14 protein-coding genes and 1 pseudogene are annotated in these 15,282 nt (G+C 62.0%); 10 read left to right on the plus strand and 5 right to left on the minus strand.

What is annotated here, in order from left to right:
• Positions 1-178 precede the first annotated feature (178 nt).
• Positions 179-1,081, minus strand: coding sequence for a LysR family transcriptional regulator (locus NKG95_RS32160; RefSeq protein WP_352818317.1), 903 nt, complete (start codon positions 1,079-1,081; stop codon positions 179-181).
• Positions 1,082-1,184: 103 nt separating this feature from the next.
• On the opposite strand from NKG95_RS32160, the gene NKG95_RS32165 reads away from it, so the two are divergent.
• Entirely contained in the window at positions 1,185-2,174 is a 990-nt protein-coding gene (locus NKG95_RS32165) for a zinc-dependent alcohol dehydrogenase family protein (RefSeq protein WP_352818314.1), read from the plus strand.
• A gap of 20 nt (positions 2,175-2,194) precedes the next feature.
• On the opposite strand, the gene NKG95_RS32170 is transcribed toward NKG95_RS32165, so the two are convergent.
• A complete protein-coding gene (locus NKG95_RS32170; RefSeq protein ID WP_023717175.1) occupies positions 2,195-3,097 on the minus strand; it encodes a LysR substrate-binding domain-containing protein in 903 nt (300 codons plus the stop codon).
• Positions 3,098-3,188: 91 nt separating this feature from the next.
• On the opposite strand from NKG95_RS32170, the gene NKG95_RS32175 reads away from it, so the two are divergent.
• The 5 genes from NKG95_RS32175 to NKG95_RS32195 all read left to right on the plus strand — a co-directional run bounded on the left by NKG95_RS32175 (position 3,189) and on the right by NKG95_RS32195 (position 8,770).
• Positions 3,189-4,739: a trimethylamine methyltransferase family protein gene (locus tag NKG95_RS32175; protein ID WP_023717176.1), complete on the plus strand. Its 1,551-nt coding sequence runs from the start codon at positions 3,189-3,191 to the stop codon at positions 4,737-4,739.
• A 41-nt stretch (positions 4,740-4,780) separates the two neighbouring features.
• Positions 4,781-6,430 (plus strand): ABC transporter substrate-binding protein, encoded by a 1,650-nt coding sequence (locus NKG95_RS32180; protein WP_353043587.1) that lies wholly within the window; start codon positions 4,781-4,783, stop codon positions 6,428-6,430.
• Between the two features lie 105 nt (positions 6,431-6,535).
• The gene (locus tag NKG95_RS32185) at positions 6,536-7,015 is read left to right on the plus strand and encodes a DUF3828 domain-containing protein (RefSeq protein ID WP_353043589.1); all 480 of its coding nucleotides are present in this window, start codon (positions 6,536-6,538) and stop codon (positions 7,013-7,015) included.
• A gap of 4 nt (positions 7,016-7,019) precedes the next feature.
• Positions 7,020-7,574 carry a hypothetical protein gene (locus NKG95_RS32190; RefSeq protein ID WP_353043590.1) on the plus strand — a complete coding sequence of 185 codons (555 nt, stop codon included), beginning with the start codon at positions 7,020-7,022 and terminating at the stop codon, positions 7,572-7,574.
• Between the two features lie 11 nt (positions 7,575-7,585).
• Positions 7,586-8,770 carry a mandelate racemase/muconate lactonizing enzyme family protein gene (locus tag NKG95_RS32195; protein WP_353043592.1) on the plus strand — a complete coding sequence of 395 codons (1,185 nt, stop codon included), beginning with the start codon at positions 7,586-7,588 and terminating at the stop codon, positions 8,768-8,770.
• 29 nt (positions 8,771-8,799) lie between these two features.
• On the opposite strand, the gene queF is transcribed toward NKG95_RS32195, so the two are convergent.
• Positions 8,800-9,261: a preQ(1) synthase gene (gene queF / locus NKG95_RS32200; RefSeq protein WP_023717181.1), complete on the minus strand. Its 462-nt coding sequence runs from the start codon at positions 9,259-9,261 to the stop codon at positions 8,800-8,802.
• A gap of 114 nt (positions 9,262-9,375) precedes the next feature.
• Between queF and NKG95_RS32205 the strand changes: the two genes are divergently transcribed.
• Entirely contained in the window at positions 9,376-11,421 is a 2,046-nt protein-coding gene (locus NKG95_RS32205) for an oxidoreductase (protein WP_353043594.1), read from the plus strand.
• A 141-nt stretch (positions 11,422-11,562) separates the two neighbouring features.
• On the opposite strand, the gene NKG95_RS32210 is transcribed toward NKG95_RS32205, so the two are convergent.
• Positions 11,563-11,970 carry a hypothetical protein gene (locus NKG95_RS32210; RefSeq protein ID WP_023674396.1) on the minus strand — a complete coding sequence of 136 codons (408 nt, stop codon included), beginning with the start codon at positions 11,968-11,970 and terminating at the stop codon, positions 11,563-11,565.
• A gap of 117 nt (positions 11,971-12,087) precedes the next feature.
• On the opposite strand from NKG95_RS32210, the gene NKG95_RS32215 reads away from it, so the two are divergent.
• Both NKG95_RS32215 and NKG95_RS32220 read left to right on the plus strand, forming a co-directional pair.
• A complete protein-coding gene (locus NKG95_RS32215) occupies positions 12,088-12,516 on the plus strand; it encodes a MarR family winged helix-turn-helix transcriptional regulator (protein WP_023717184.1) in 429 nt (142 codons plus the stop codon).
• Between the two features lie 20 nt (positions 12,517-12,536).
• Positions 12,537-12,779, plus strand: a complete 243-nt coding sequence (locus NKG95_RS32220) for a type II toxin-antitoxin system Phd/YefM family antitoxin (protein ID WP_353043596.1) — start codon at positions 12,537-12,539, stop codon at positions 12,777-12,779.
• 5 nt (positions 12,780-12,784) lie between these two features.
• On the opposite strand, the gene NKG95_RS32225 is transcribed toward NKG95_RS32220, so the two are convergent.
• The gene (locus NKG95_RS32225; RefSeq protein WP_353043597.1) at positions 12,785-14,857 is read right to left on the minus strand and encodes a putative bifunctional diguanylate cyclase/phosphodiesterase; all 2,073 of its coding nucleotides are present in this window, start codon (positions 14,855-14,857) and stop codon (positions 12,785-12,787) included.
• A 265-nt stretch (positions 14,858-15,122) separates the two neighbouring features.
• Here NKG95_RS32225 and NKG95_RS32230 point away from each other — a divergent pair.
• Positions 15,123-15,282 (plus strand): annotated as a pseudogene (locus NKG95_RS32230) (glycine C-acetyltransferase); the annotation flags it as partial.

A 15,282-nucleotide genomic window follows, 5' to 3' on the forward strand; every position in this document is an offset into this window, starting at 1 on the left:
GCGTCGAAAGAGTCGTATTGCAAGAGTAATTTTGTTCACTATTTGGACGATTATTTCGATATCGCTAACAGTTGTTCTGGTTTACCTCCTGTATATTCGAAATCTTACCATATAGATTATTGTTCAATCGTCGGGTCGTTCTCGAGGAAATCCACGCAGCTGACCGCGACCGTGCACTTCAAGTCATGAGTTTGGGCAGCGCTGCCGCCAGTGCATCGACGGCAAGGCGGACTTTCATCGGCAGATGTGGCGTCTGCAGCCACAGCGCATGGGCGTCATAGAGAAACCTCGGCTGTTCCGGCAATAGCGGGACAAGTACGCCCGCCTGAATGCGCTGGCGAACCAGCCAGTATGGCAGCCAGGCGAGCCCCATGCCGGCGGCCGCGGCATCGGCGATGGCATCGAGATCGTCGAGCCGCAATCTGCCAGCGAGCCTGACCTCCGTCGCAGGCTGGCCATTGCGTGGAAACAGCCACGGCTGAACGGCACGCCCGGAACGGCGGTAGATGATCGCGTGATGGCTGCCGAGGTCATCTATCGCCTGCGGCTGGCCGTGCCTGTCGAGATAGGATGGCGACGCGCAGACGACCATGTGCTGGCGCGCGACGCGCCGCGCCATCACCCCGGCCTGGTCCTCCAGATCGCCCGTTCGGATGGCAAGGTCGCAGCCGTCCTCGGCGAGGTCGGCGAGGGCGTCGCTGAACGACAGGTCAAGTTCCAGCGCCGGATATTGCTGCGCAAGCCCGAACAGGATCGGGGCAACGCAGCGCCGGCCGAAATGCACCGGCATGAGGACGCGCAGCTTTCCGCGCGGTTCGGCAAGCTGGTCGGCGGCGAGTGCATCCGCGGCCTCCGCTTCGGCAAGCACCAGCCGGCAGCGTTCATAATAGGCGCGCCCGAAATCCGTCAGGCTTTGGCGGCGCGTGGTCCGGTTGATGAGGCGCACGCCCAGGCGCTCCTCGAGAAACCGGACATGCTTGCCGACCATCGGCCCGGACAGATCAAGAGCCGCCGCCGCGGCCGCGAACGAGCCCAGGTCGACGGCTTTGACGAACACGGCCATGCTGGTAAGGCGATCCATATTCAAAACCCACAGTTTCCACTGATCTACTCAAGCGGCTATTTATCCGCCTGATTGCCGCTGGCATAGCACATTCAGTGCAAATATTTTGGAGTTGTGACCGATGGCGCGTGTCGTTCGTTTTTATGAGCTGGGTGGTCCCGAGGTTCTGCGCATCGAGAATGTCGACATGCCTGCGCCGGGACGAGGCGAGATCCAGATCCGTGTCAAGGCGTTGGGTCTGAACCGGGCCGAGGCGTTGCTGCGTTCAGGCAGATATATCCAAACCGCGCCGTTGCCTTCCGGTCTTGGGCTTGAGGCCGCTGGCCTCGTCGAAACGGTCGGCGAAGGCGTGGACGGGTTTGCGCCGGGCGATGCCGTCAGCATCGTGCCGCCAGTGTCGATGGCCCGCTGGCCTGCCTATGGTGAGATTGCCACATATCCCGCCGAGCTCGTCGTCAAGCATCCACCATCGCTGAGCTGGGAAGAGGCCGCCGCTGCGTGGATGCAATATCTCACCGCCTACGGTGCGCTGATCGACATTGCCAAACTCGGCAGGGAAGACTTTGTCGTTATCACTGCCGCGTCGAGCAGCGTCGGACTGGCGGCGATCCAGATTGCCAACCTGGTTGGCGCGACGCCGATCGCGGTCACACGGACATCTGCCAAGAAGCGGGCTTTGCTTGAGTTCGGCGCGGCCCCCGTCATCGCCTCGGCAGAGGAGGATCTGGAAGCCAGGTTGAAGGAAATCGCCGGTCCGGAGCGCATCCGCGTGGTGTTCGACGCGGTCGGCGGGCCGATCTTCGAGCCTCTGACGGCAGCGATGGCACGGGGCGGCATTCTCATCGAATATGGCGGCTTGAGTCTCGACCCGACACCTTTTCCGCTACCTGCAGTGCTGGCCAAGACGCTGACGCTGCGCGGCTATCTCGTCCACGAGATCGTGCGCGATCCGGCCCGGCTGCAGGCCGCCAAGACATTCATCCTTGATGGACTGAAATCGGGTTCGCTGAAGCCCGCAATCGCTAGAACCTTTCCGTTTGATCAGATCGTCGAGGCGCATCGTTATCTCGAGTCGAACGAACAATTCGGCAAGATCGTCGTGACGGTTTGACCGGGCATTGTGGGATAGCCTCACGCTTGCGCCGCCAGCCAGTCCCGCACCTTGCGGGCGTTGTCGCTGAGCTCGCGGTTCCTCGACCAGATGACATGAAAGCCCTTGCCGGTCGTCATTGTGTGGCCGGTGACGCGCACCAGCAGCCCTGATGCCAGCAGCCGCTCGGCGAGATGACCCCAGCCGAGCGCGATGCCTTGCCCTTCCATGACTGCCTGGATCACCAGCGCATAGTCGTTGATGCGCAAGCCACGCCCGGCATCGGCGATGTCGACACCGGCCGAGGCGAACCATTCGTCCCAGCTGGCGGCCTCGCGAAACGGCTCTTCGAGATGAATGAGACGATGCGATGGAAGGTCCTTCACGTTCGCCGGCAGCCCGAACCGGGCCACATAACTAACGCCGGCGACGGGGAATATCACTTCATCGGCCAGCGGCAGCGAATGATAATCCGGCCATTCCTTGGGCTCGCCGCCGCGGACGCCGAGCGGAATGTCTTCGGCGATGATGTCGAGATCGCGGTCCGCGGTCTGGATGCGCAGGTCGATGCCCGGCAGTTCGTCGCGAAACTGCTGCAGGCGCGGCATCATCCAGAACGAGGCGAATGCGGTCGAGGCGGCGAGCGTCACGTGAGCGCCGACGGCGATCTGGCGCAGATCTTCCGCCGACTTCCGGATGTGCGACAGGCCGAGCGAGACGTCGGCGTGAAAGCGATCGCCGGCCTCGGTAAGGCTGACTTGCCGGTGGCGGCGCTGGAAGAGTTTGGCGCCGAGCTGCTCCTCGAGCCCACGGATCGCATAGGAGACGGCAGCCTGCGTCATGCCGAGCTCCCGCCCGGCGGCGGTAAAGCTCGACAGCCGGCCGGCGGCCTCGAAAACGATCAGGCTGCCGGCCGAGGGCAGCAGATGGCGCAAGCTTCGCATAAGCTGAGCTTATACAAGAGATCAGGATTTTCCAGCGTCACAGCTGCATTTTGTCTGGCTAGATTGATCGAGACAGGAAGATGGAGCCTCCATGAACGCACCGGCCGTTGAAGTGAGCGAACATACCAATCGTCGCGCGGGTGGCCGCCTGGGGCGCAAGGCGCTGCGGGGAGCTCCCGTCGCGTCATTTCCGACCCTGGTTCGCAAGATTCCGGTGTATCAGATGGTCCCGGACGAGGCGGTGGAGCTCATCCACCAGGAATCGCTCAGCATCCTCGAAGAGGTGGGATGCGAGTTCCGCGACGACGAGGCTATCGCAATGTGGAAGGCGGCGGGCGCCGATGTCTCCGAGACAAGGGTCCGGATCGACCGCGCCCTGCTGATGGACCTCGTCTCGAAGGTCCCGTCGGAGTTCACGCTCAATGCGAGGAATCCCCAGCGTTCCGTACGTGTGGGTGGAAACAACTCCATCTTCGTGCCGATGTACGGGGCGCCTTATGTGCGCGACCTCGACAACAACAGGCGCTACGGCACACTCGCCGACCTCAACAATTTCCACAAGCTGGCCTACATGGCGCCGGCGCTGCATTCGTCGAGCTCGATCATCTGCGAGCCGATGGAAATCGCGGTGCCGAAGCGTCACCTCCACATCATCCATTCAGCGCTGAAGCACTCCGACAAGCCGTTCATGGGCATCGTGACCTCCAAAGATCGAGCCGAAGACACGATGGCGATGGCAGGCATCGTGTTCGGCGAGGACTATGTCCGCGACAACCCGGTCCTGGTGGCGATCACCAACTGCAATTCGCCGCTGGTCTGGGATGCCACCATGCTGGACGCGATGAAAGTCTATGCGCGCCACAACCAGCCGCTGATCCTCGCGCCCTTCGCCCTTTGCGGCGCCTCGACTTCGGCCTCTGCAGTCGGTGCGGTCGCGCAGGTCAATGCCGAAGCGCTGGCGGGCGTCGCGTTCACACAGCTCTTGCGTCCGGGTTCGCCGCAGATCTACGGACAGTTCATGGTGACGGTCGACATGAAGACCGGCGCTCCCATGGGCGGCACGCCGGAGGCGGCCCAGATGATGTATCTCATGGGCGCGCTGGCGCGGAAGTATCGGCTGCCGTGGCGCACGTCCGGTTTCCATGTCGGTTCGAAGCTGAACGACGCCCAGGCGGGCTACGAGGCGAACATGCTGATGCATGCCGCCATCCTTGCCGGCGCCAACTACATCTGGCACTCCGCCGGTTGGCTCGAGGCCGGCCTGACCTGCGGCTATTCGAAATTTGCCACCGACTGCGAGCAGCTTGTCGGCTGGTACAAATATGCTGGCGGGCTGCCATTCGACGATTTCAAGGAGGCTATGGCGGCTATCCGCGAGGTCGGACCGCAGGGCCATTTCCTCGGCACCCAACACACGCTCCAGCATTTCGAGTCCGCCTTCTTCATACCGAGCATCATGGACTTCAATTCGTTCGAACAGTGGAAGGCGGAAGGAGCAAAGGACCACGACACTCGCGGCCGCGAGAAAGCGCGCAACATGCTCGCCGATTATGAGGAGCCGAAGCTCGATGAGGGCATCGCCGATGGTCTCAAAGATTTGATTGCGCGGCGCGAGGAGAAACTACCGGACAGCGTTAGTTGATAACGGGCGAAGACCCGATGGGAACCATAACGGAGGAAAAAATGACACTCTTCAGAAGCAATGGTGATCGCGTACCGAGCGCCATCGAAGCGATGGCCAGCGAGGCGCGTGCAGGTCGTGTGGATCGGCGCGAGTTTCTGGCTCTGGCAAGCGCTTTCGGCGCATCGACAGCCCTTGCCTACGGCATGATCGGTCTTGCCGTGCCAGAACGGGCTTTGGCTGAAGAGCCGAAGAAAGGCGGCACGCTGCATGTTTCGATGTCGGTGAAGGCACAAAAGGACCCGCGCACCTACGACTGGGTGGAACTTGCGAACATTTCACGCTGCTGGCTCGAGCCGCTTGTCCGCTACACCCGCCAGTTCACTTTCGAGCCGGTTCTGCTTGAAAGCTGGGAGGTCAATGACGACGCCACCGAATATGTGCTGCATGTGCGCAAGGGCATCACCTGGACCAATGGTGATGCTTTCGGCGCCGATGATGTGGCCTACAATCTGACGCGCTGGTGCGAAAAGGCTGCAGCCGGCAATTCCATGGCCGCGCGCGTCGGTGCACTGATCGACGCAAAAACCGGCAAGGCCAGGGATGGCGCGATCACCAAGGTCGACGACAACACGGTCAAGCTGAAGCTGAACGAGCCGGACATCTCGCTGATCCCGAACTTCACCGACTATCCGGCGCTGGTGGTCCATCGCAACTTCGACGCCGACGGTGCCAATCCGATCGAGAAGCCGATTGGCACCGGGCCGTTCGAACTGGTGTCTTATGCGGTCGGCCAGAAAGCGGTCGTCAAGCGTCGTGAGACTGGCAAGTGGTGGGGCGGTGAAGCGCTTCTCGACGGCGTCGAATTCATCGACTACGGAACCGATTTCAACGCGTCGATAAATGCATTCGACTCCGGCGAAATCGATCTCAACTTCGAGACGCCCGCCGACTTCATAGACATCCTCGACAAGATGGGGCTGGTAAAATCGGAGGTCGCGACAGCGACCACGCTCGTTGCCCGGACCAACGTCACGCACAAGCCCTACGACGACAAGCGCGTCCGCAACGCCCTGCAAATGGCCGTCGACAACCAGGCGGTGCTCGAACTTGGCTATGCCGGGCGAGGGACTGTTGGTGAAAACCATCACGTCAGCCCGATTCATCCGGAATACTTCGCGCTGCCCAAGAAGACACGTGACGCCGCGGGCGCCAAGAAGCTGATGGCCGAGGCCAAGCAGGCCGACTTCGAGCATGAACTGATCACCGTCGAGGACGATTGGCAAAAGAATACCGGCGACGCTATTGCCGGCCAGTTGCGCGACGCCGGGATCAAGGTGAAGCGCACCGTGCTGCCGGGTTCGACCTTCTGGAACGACTGGACGAAATACCCCTATTCGATGACCATCTGGTACATGCGCCCGCTTGGCGTCCAGGTGCTGGCGCTGGGCTATCGCACCGGCGAGGCGTGGAACGAAACCGGCTACGCGAACCCTGATTTCGATGCCAAGCTCAAGCAGGCTCTGTCGCTGATCGACGTCGAGAAGCGCCGCGAAGTCATGAAGGACATCGAGCAGATCCTGCAGGATTCGGGCGTCATCATTCAGCCGTTTTGGCAGAAGCTGTTCAGCCACATGAGCGAGAAGGTGAAGAACTACGGTGTCCACCAAACCTTCGAGATGGATCTGCAGAACGTCTGGCTGAACGCCTGAGTTGCCAGCAGAGGAGGCGTTGCAGGATTTCATGGACCGCAAGAAAGCGGACAGGCAAGATGCGTGGTACTGATAGCTTCCGTGAGTGAACAATCGGGGACACGCATGAAACTGCCACTTTTTGTTGCCGCGCTTTCGATTGCCTTGCCGGCGGCCGCGTTTGCCGGCCCTGCTGCCAACGCCGTGAAGTTCTTTTATGTCCCGTCGGTCAAATTCGAGGCCGATGCACAATATCGCGACCGCTTCACCGCACCGGTGACGAAACTGTTCGAACTGAACGACAACGCGGCAAAGAACCATCCGGATGAAGTTCCTTGTATCGACTTCGCCCCTGGTCTCGATGCGCAGGACTATGACGAGAAGACCGTGGCCAAGACGCTGACGCTGGCGGAAACACTGGATGGCGACAGCGCCGAGGTGACGGCGACGTTCAACCTTTTCCCGGAAGGCGATGATTCCAAACGCGAAATGGTTTGGTCGTTGAAGAAGATCGACGGCCAGTGGAAGGTCGCCGACATCACCTCGAAGACCAGCGGCTGGACGCTGAGTGCGCTCGAATGTCTGGCCGGGCAGACCCCGGAGTGATGCCGTGCTCCGCTGCCGTCCCTGGGTTCTGGCGACTGCGTGCCTGCTGGCCGGATTGAGCAGCGCCGCCGCTCAGGGCCTGTTGGGCGCGCCGCCCGCAGACGCGCCGGCCGACAACGCGGCACCTCCGCCGGCAGAGCCGCCGGCAGAAAACGCACCGGCCGCACCCGTGCAGCCTGGCTCGCCGACGGCGGTGGTGAGGCCGTTCTACGAGCATGCCGGGCTCGAGGTCGATCCGGCTCAGCGGGGCCATTTCACCGATCCGGCGAAGTCGGTGCTCGACAAGAGCGATGCGCTGCGGAAGTCGGGGCAGGGCGAGTGCCTCGATCCCAACATGGCGCTCGACAATGCCGAATACGACGAGGCGGAGATCGACAAGAGCCTGAAGACCATCGAAGCGGTCAAGGGCGACCAGGCCAAGGTCGTTGTCGCTTTCGTCGCCTCCGGCAATCCGCACCGACTGGAATGGAAGCTCAAAAAGGTCGACGGCGACTGGAAGATATCGGACCTGCTCTCGGTGACAGGCGAATGGGCGCTCAGCCAATACCAGTGTGAGTGAGAACGGAACCGATGAAGATCAGCAACATCCGCGTCACCCACGTCAACGTCCCGCTCGATGCTCCGTTCTGGTGGACGGCTGGTCTCTACGGCGGCGCCTCGAAATCGATCATCGAGGTCGAGACGGACGAAGGCGTGGTCGGACTGGGCGAGGCGCCATGGTGGCATTTCGGCGAGGTGATCAAGGCCGAGATCGCGCCTGCGCTGATTGGCGCCGATCCGCTCGACATCGCCGACTGCGAGGCGCGCTGTGTGCCGCCCTGGCAGATCACCGCCAACACCGGCGAGAACGCAGCCACGGTGGCGTTCGGCGCCATCGAACTGGCGCTCTGGGATATAAGAGGCAAGGTCTTCGGCATGCCGCTCTATAAGCTGCTCGGCGGCGCGGTGCGCAAGGACATTCCGTTTTCGGAATATTTCGCCTTTCGCCCCGCTCAAGGCGGAGCCGGCGGCGAGATGACCGCCGAAGCGATCGTCGACTATTGTCTCGGCATGCGAGAACAGCACGGCTCGACGATCTTCGAGGGCAAGCTGATCATGGGCGATCCCGAGCTCGAGATCAGGACAGTGCGCATGCTGCGCGAGGCGCTTGGCGATAAGGCGCAGATCAAACTCGATTCCAACATGCAGTGGTCGCTGACCACAGCGCGCTGGGTACTGCGCGAGATCGAGCCGTTCAACATCCGCAATTACGAGGATCCGGTCGCGACCTTCGAGGAGATGGCAGCGCTGCGCCAGCATTCGCGCATTCCGTTCTCCACGCACATCCCGGATCTCAGACGGGCAGTCGCGCTCGGTGCGCCGGATTACTTCGTCTGCAATTTCGCAGCACTCGGCGGATTGTCGAAAACTCTGAAATTCATCGCCGCCTGTGAGGCGATGGGCAAGGGGTTCTGGTGCTATTCGAACGATCTCGGCATCATGACATCGGCTTATCTGCACGTCGTGGCGGCGACACCGTGGATCAGCGAAGCATCGCAGTCGCTGTTTCGCTGGCAGATCGGCGATGTCATCAAGGACGGTCCTTTCCGCCAGACGGGCAATACGGTGCGCGTGCCGGAGGGTGACGGGCTGGGCGTCGAACTCGATCCGGCTGCGATGAAACGCTGGGCGGGCCACTTCGCCGAACACGGGCCGATGGGCCATTTCAGCGACCCGAACAATCCCGGCCGCTACCGGCGGCTCCCGCTCAACTGATGCAACGTATTTTCCTCAGAAACTCAGGCTCACCCGCGCCCGCGATAGGGGGCGACGCCGGTGTCGGGCAGCCACACACCTTCCGGCGGGGCGCCCGTCTGCCAGAACACGTCGATCGGAATGCCGCCGCGCGGATACCAGTAGCCGCCGATGCGCAACCACAATGGCTTGGTCGCGGCGATGATGCGGCGGCCGATCATGACGGTGCATTCTTCGTGGAACGCGCCATGGTTGCGAAACGAGGTCATGAACAGCTTGAGCGACTTCGATTCCACCAGCAGCGCATCGGGTGCGTAGTCGACGACGATATGGGCGAAGTCCGGCTGGCCGGTGACCGGGCAGAGCGAAGTGAATTCCGGGCAGGTGAAGCGAACGATGGCCGGCGGGCCGTCGCCGCGCGAAAATGGCACGGTTTCCAGGACTGCCGCTTCAGGGCTCTGTGGCGCCTCGACGTTGGTGCCGAGCTGGGTGAGGTTTTTCGTATCGGTCATGAGCAGGTTCCTTGCTGCATGTCGCCCAAAACTGCGCAGCGATTTTGGGATAGCGACATGCGTAAAAACAAAAATTTGCCGCTCATTAGCACAATTTGAAACAGCAGGAAGACGATGACTAGCAACGACCCGCTCCTCCAGCCCTATCAGCTCAAGCATCTGACGCTGAAGAACCGGGTGATGTCGACCAGCCATGAGCCGGCCTATTCTGAGGACGGCATGCCAAAGGAGCGGTACCGGCTCTACCATGCCGAAAAGGCCAAGGGCGGCATGGCGCTGACCATGACCGCCGGCTCGGCGATCGTCTCGCGCGACAGCCCGGCCGCCTTCGGCAATCTGCATGTCTATGACGACCGCATCGTGCCGTGGCTCGCCGAGCTTACCGATGCCTGCCACGAGCATGACTGCAAGGTGATGATCCAGATCACCCATCTCGGCCGCCGCACCGGCTGGAACAAGGCCGACTGGCTGCCGGTGCTGTCGGCTTCGCCGGTGCGCGAACCGGCGCATCGCGCCTTTCCCAAGGTTATCGAGGACTGGGATATCGAGCGCATCGTCGCCGACTACGCGGCGGCCGCCCAGCGCTGCCAGGCTGCCGGCCTCGACGGCATCGAATTCGAGGCCTACGGCCACCTGATGGACGGCTTCTGGTCGCCGGCCACCAACCAGCGCGACGACGATTTCGGCGGCTCGCTCGACAACCGGCTGCGCTTCACCGGAATGGTGCTCGATGCGGTGCGTGCCGCGGTCGGCGAAAAGTTCGTCGTCGGCATCCGCATGGTCGCCGACGAGGATTTCGAGAAAGGCCTGTCGAAACAGGAAGGCGTCGAAATCGCCAGGCGGCTGGCCGGCTCCGGCAAGGTCGATTTCCTCAACATCATCCGTGGCTCGATCGAGACTGATGCCGCGCTGACAAAAGTCATTCCGGTGACCGGCATGCGGTCGTCGCCGCATCTCGACTTCGCCGGCGAGGTGAGGGCGGCGACGAAATTCCCGACCTTCCATGCTGCGCGGATTTCCGACGTCGCCACCGCGCGTTACGCCATCGCCACCGGCAAGCTCGACATGGTCGGCATGACGCGCGCCCATATCGCCGACCCGCACATCGTCAAAAAAGTGATGGAGGGCCGCGAGCACGAGATACGTCCTTGCGTCGGTGCAACCTACTGCCTCGACCGCATCTATGAGGGCGGTGAGGCGCTGTGCATCCACAATGCGGCAACGGGCCGCGAGGCTGATATCCCGCATATCATCCCGAAAACCGAGGGACCGAAGCGAAAGGTGGTCGTGGTCGGCGCCGGCGCCGGCGGGCTGGAGGCAGCGCGGGTCGCCGCCCAGCGCGGGCACCAGGTAGCGGTGCTGGAAGCATCGAGCCAGGCCGGCGGCCAAGTGCGGCTGGCAACGCAGAACCCGCGCCGCAAGGAATTGATCGGCATCATCGACTGGCGGTTGGCCGAGCTGGACCGGCTCGGCGTCGAGATCCGCTACGACACCTGGGCGGAGAAGGACGACGTGCTGGCGCTGTCGCCGGACGTGGTGGTGATCGCCACCGGCGGCCTGCCGCAGAACCCGCCTCTGACTGCGGGCGACGATCTCGTCACCTCGAGCTGGGACATCATGGCCGGCAGCGTCAAGCCGGCCGAGAACGTGCTGCTCTATGACGACAATGGCGGCCATCAGGGCATGGGTGCTGCCGAACTGATCGCCAACAGCGGCGCCAGGCTGGAGCTGGTTTCACCAGAGCGCTTCTTCGCGCCGGAAATGGGCGGCATGAACCATGTGCCTTACATGCGCGCCTTCCAGGAAAAGGGTGTCACGGTGACCATCAACACACGGCTGCGTTCGGTGCGGCGCGAGGGCAACCAGCTGATCGCCGAGCTCGCCTCCGACTTCGCTGATGGCTGGCGCGGAGAGCGCCGCGTCGACCAGGTGGTGGTCGAGCACGGCACGCTGCCGCTCGACGATCTCTATCTGGCGCTGAAGCCGCTGTCGAAGAACGCCGGCGCGATCGACTACGAAAAGCTGGTCAATGGCGGCGACATCTTTCCCGTGCGCAATCCTCACGCCGGTTTCGTGCTCTTCCGCATCGGCGATGCAGTAGCCTCGCGCAACATCCACGCCGCCATCTATGACGGCATCAGGTTCGGCTTGCGAATCTGAGGAATATTTTGGATTGATTGGTGGCGCGCAGCCGAACCTCCGTACGGAGAGCCACCACGGTACTTCGGCTCGTTCTGCGCGCCGCGCACGCCGCCGGCTTGCGGCCGGACACCGTACGATCTTGCGATTGCGGCAGGCCGCTCAAAACATCCTGGCGGTAGCCATGCAGAACACGGTGATGACCAGCAGCCCGCCGGCGATGCGTTCGCCTTTTGTCATCTTCGCGCGCAACTGGGTTTGCTTCGCCGCATCAGCACCGGCCAACTGCCTGCTGGCGGAACCCACCAGTGCGCCCTGGACCCCGGCGGCAATCAAGGCAGTCAAGATGCCCAGCGCCAGGACCTTCTCCATCGAGCCGAAGGAGCCGTTGTGGAAGAAATACCAGAGCAGCAAACCCGTGAGGAAAACCACGCCGGCCGCGCCCATTTGCGGCCGGAAGAAACGTTCCGCCCGGATCTCCGGTTCGCGGGCAACCGCGATGGTGGTGCCGGCCCAGAACACACCCGCCATGACGTGAAGGCCGAGGACGATGATGTAGACATATTGCATGACCGCATTTCCTCTCTTGCCCACCGCTAACCATATGGATAGATATCAAATGATTAGATGTCAACGCATAAGCTCGAGCCGGTTCCATAGGCTTTGCCCTTGTTCTAGTGTCGGACCATGACGCCCTTTGACCGCCCGCCGATCGGGATGAATCTCGCCCGCACCGCCAAGCTGGTGGCGCAGGCTTTCGATGCAGCCCTGGTCGAGGCCGGCGGCACGCTGCCGGTCTGGGTGACTTTGCTGTCGGTCAAGTCGCGGGAGCTGGCCAACCAACGCGAGCTCGCCGGCATGATCGGTATTCGGGGCGCAACACTGACCCATCATCTCAACGCCATGGAGACGCAAGGCCTGCTGATACGGCGCCGCGATCCCGAAAATCGCCGGGTTCACCAGGTGGAGCTGACCCAAGCCGGAGAAGCGCTGTTCCTGAAATTGCGCACCGCCGCGTTAGCCTTCGACAAGCGGCTGCGGAAGGGATTATCCGACGACAGGTTGGCGGAGTTTGCACAGGTGCTGGCCGCGCTGCGGGCCAATGTCGAGGGTTAGAATTGGGCTAGGAAAACGCTATGCGCGAAATTTCGCTGAAGGATGCCAGGACTACACTCTCGGCGCTGCTCGATCAGGTCGTCGCGGGAGAACCGGCGGCCATCACGCGGCGCGGCCGCAAGCAGGCGGTCATTCTGTCGTTTCAGGACTACGAAAGACTGGCGCGCGTGCCCAGCTTTGGACAATTGCTGGTAGCATTTCCCGGCGATGAGGGTGACCTTCCGCCTCGGCTCATCAGGTCGGTTCGCAAGCCCGAACCATGACGGATTTACGCCAGCCGGCCTTGCAGCACCGTCAGCCTAGCCTTCTTGGGCGCCCGTGCCACCAGCCATTCGCGCACTCTGTCCGGTGGCATCGGGAACGCGATGGAATAGCCTTGCACCTGGTCGCAGCCGATCGCCATCAGCGAGTCGAGCTCGGCTTCTGTTTCGGCGCCCTCCGCGACGATCGAAATGCCGAGACCGCGGGCGAGCTCGGTGAGGGCACGCACGATCTTGGTGTTGCCGCTGTTCTCGTTGATGTTCTGGACGAAACGGCGATCGATCTTCAGCCGGTCGATCTCTTTTGGATTGACATGACTGAGCGATGCGTAGCCGGTGCCGAAATCATCGAGTTCAAGATGGATGCCGGCGGCGCGGATGTGCCGCAGCTTTGCCGCGATACCGGTCTTCTCGTCGTCGAGAATGACGGATTCGACGATCTCCAGCGATAGTTTGTGCGCGGGCAGGCCAGCCCTCTCCAGCGCCCCGAACAGGAAGACTTCGAAATCTGTCTCGCGCAGCTCCGAACCGGATACATTGACGGCGATCCGTCCGAAGGCGATGCCTGCGCGGTTCCATTCGGCTGCTTCGTCGATCGCCTTGGCAATAACGATGCGGCCGATCTCGGGCATCAAGCCACATTTTTCTGCGATCGGAATGAACTCGCCCGGCGCGATCATGCCGCGCTCGGCATGCCTCCAGCGAACCAAAGCCTCGATGCCACTGATAGCGCCATCCGACAGCGATACCTGCGGCTGGAAATAGACTTCGAACGCCTTCTCAGAGATGGCGGTCCTGATGTCGAGCTCGAGCTGCTTGCGATTATCGAGTTCGCGCCTCAGCTCATCGGAGAAGAACGACAAGCTGCCGCCGCCCTGCTTCTTGGCTGAATAGAGCGCCAGATCGGCATGGACGAGCAGGTCCTGCGCATTGTCGGCATCAATCGGGTAGACCGCAATCCCGGCACTTACGCCTGGATGGATCGTCGTGCCTTGGAAGATGACCGGCTGATTGAGTTTGGCCAGCATGCGCCTGGCGACGATATCGATATCCGCGGTGCTGCCGGCGTCGTTGAGGACCACAACGAATTCATCGCCTCCGAGACGCACGTTGAGATCCGACGTCCGGCACGAATCGCGCATACGCTGCGCGGCCACAACCAGCACATAATCGCCAGCGGCGTGGCCGAGCGTGTCGTTGATCTGCTTGAACCGGTCGAGGTCGAACTGCACCACGGCGACCCGTTCACGCCTTCGCTGCGCACCACTGATGAACGTATCGAAATGATCGGTCAGGAAGGTGCGGTTGTGCAGGCCGGTCAGCCCGTCATGCACCGCAATAAAGGCCATGGAATTGCGAGCATCGACCAGCTCGCGCGTCCGGCGCAAGATGGCATTCGACATCGGCCGGAAAATGAAAAGTGCCACCAGCAGGATGACGCCGATGGTCGAATAGAACAATGTGCGATGAAGATCGAGGAGCCTTTCGGAGCGCTGGTCCGCGTAGGCGCTGATGCGCTGGCCGAGTGCTGCGTAGCCCGACAAAGTTGCGTTGGCAACGGAAGCGTCCAGGTTGACGCGCTCCTCTCCGCCCTTGTAGCCGCCGCTGCCTGTCGTGTTGAGCCGCGATTCGAATGAAGAGATCAGGCGCTCGCCATTGGCGATCAGCCCAACCGAGAAATAGTCGAGATGGTACGGCTTGGCGAAAAGCACGCTCTCGATCGATTTCGGATCGAATCTTGCCGGCGACACCGGATCGGCGGCGGTCCGCTCGAGCAGCAGATCGTAGTTCTTCTCGAACTCCACTGTCGCTTGCTTGAGCGCGCTAACCAGGGCGTGCTGTTGATCGCGCGAGGCGCTGCCTGTTGCGCCGGCAAGGAAGACGATGCGCTGCGACAGGGCTTTTTGTGTGCTGACGATATCGAGCAGCGCCTGATTGTGCCGTTGGGTCGCCATCACCTGTTGCAGCAGGATGAAGGACGCCACTACCATGGCGGCTATGATCAGCAGAGCCAGCCAGTAGCCGGACTTGATCAGGAGTATAAGCCTGCCCGAAACGGCGTGCACCGGCTGCTGCGACATTTTCCGAGTCGGCCCTCTCGCCAACGAATTCTTGTGCGACAACCTTTGGCTTCAAAGTGTTAACAGGTTTGGGGCGGCAACAGGCCGGCGGCGGCGACCGTGGCGGGAAACCCGCAAAGTGGTTATTGCAATCTTTCGCAGCGCCTCTGCATTTGAACATCGTGGCCTCTGCCGTGCCATTGCCGCCACCGAAGCGGTCGCTTTTGCGATGGATTTTTCGTCCGCGCGGCGCGACAGTCCTCATCGATCTCAACAGGGCCTGATCATGACCGAAGCATTCCTTTCCCACATCGACAGCGAGCTTGAAGGACTGAAATCGGCAGGTCTCTACAAATCCGAGCGGGTGATAACCTCGACCCAATCGGCCGAGATCGAGGTGGGCGGCGAGAAGGTGCTGAATTTCTGCGCCAATAATTATCTCGGCC

Source organism: Mesorhizobium sp. M1423, from assembly GCF_040317575.1.
GTDB lineage: Bacteria > Pseudomonadota > Alphaproteobacteria > Rhizobiales > Rhizobiaceae > Mesorhizobium.

Bases quoted from the DNA above. Each gene is read 5' to 3' on its own strand.
- NKG95_RS32205 (WP_353043594.1), top strand. From the start codon at position 9,376: ATGACTAGCAACGACCCGCTCCTCCAGCCCTATCAGCTCAAGCATCTG.
- NKG95_RS32175 (WP_023717176.1), top strand. From the start codon at position 3,189: ATGAACGCACCGGCCGTTGAAGTGAGCGAACATACCAATCGTCGCGCG.
- NKG95_RS32220 (WP_353043596.1), top strand. From the start codon at position 12,537: ATGCGCGAAATTTCGCTGAAGGATGCCAGGACTACACTCTCGGCGCTG.
- NKG95_RS32170 (WP_023717175.1), bottom strand. From the start codon at position 3,097: ATGCGAAGCTTGCGCCATCTGCTGCCCTCGGCCGGCAGCCTGATCGTT.
- NKG95_RS32160 (WP_352818317.1), bottom strand. From the start codon at position 1,081: ATGGATCGCCTTACCAGCATGGCCGTGTTCGTCAAAGCCGTCGACCTG.
- NKG95_RS32180 (WP_353043587.1), top strand. From the start codon at position 4,781: ATGACACTCTTCAGAAGCAATGGTGATCGCGTACCGAGCGCCATCGAA.
- NKG95_RS32185 (WP_353043589.1), top strand. From the start codon at position 6,536: ATGAAACTGCCACTTTTTGTTGCCGCGCTTTCGATTGCCTTGCCGGCG.
- NKG95_RS32215 (WP_023717184.1), top strand. From the start codon at position 12,088: ATGACGCCCTTTGACCGCCCGCCGATCGGGATGAATCTCGCCCGCACC.
- NKG95_RS32210 (WP_023674396.1), bottom strand. From the start codon at position 11,970: ATGCAATATGTCTACATCATCGTCCTCGGCCTTCACGTCATGGCGGGT.
- NKG95_RS32195 (WP_353043592.1), top strand. From the start codon at position 7,586: ATGAAGATCAGCAACATCCGCGTCACCCACGTCAACGTCCCGCTCGAT.
- NKG95_RS32165 (WP_352818314.1), top strand. From the start codon at position 1,185: ATGGCGCGTGTCGTTCGTTTTTATGAGCTGGGTGGTCCCGAGGTTCTG.
- NKG95_RS32225 (WP_353043597.1), bottom strand. From the start codon at position 14,857: ATGTCGCAGCAGCCGGTGCACGCCGTTTCGGGCAGGCTTATACTCCTG.
- queF (WP_023717181.1), bottom strand. From the start codon at position 9,261: ATGACCGATACGAAAAACCTCACCCAGCTCGGCACCAACGTCGAGGCG.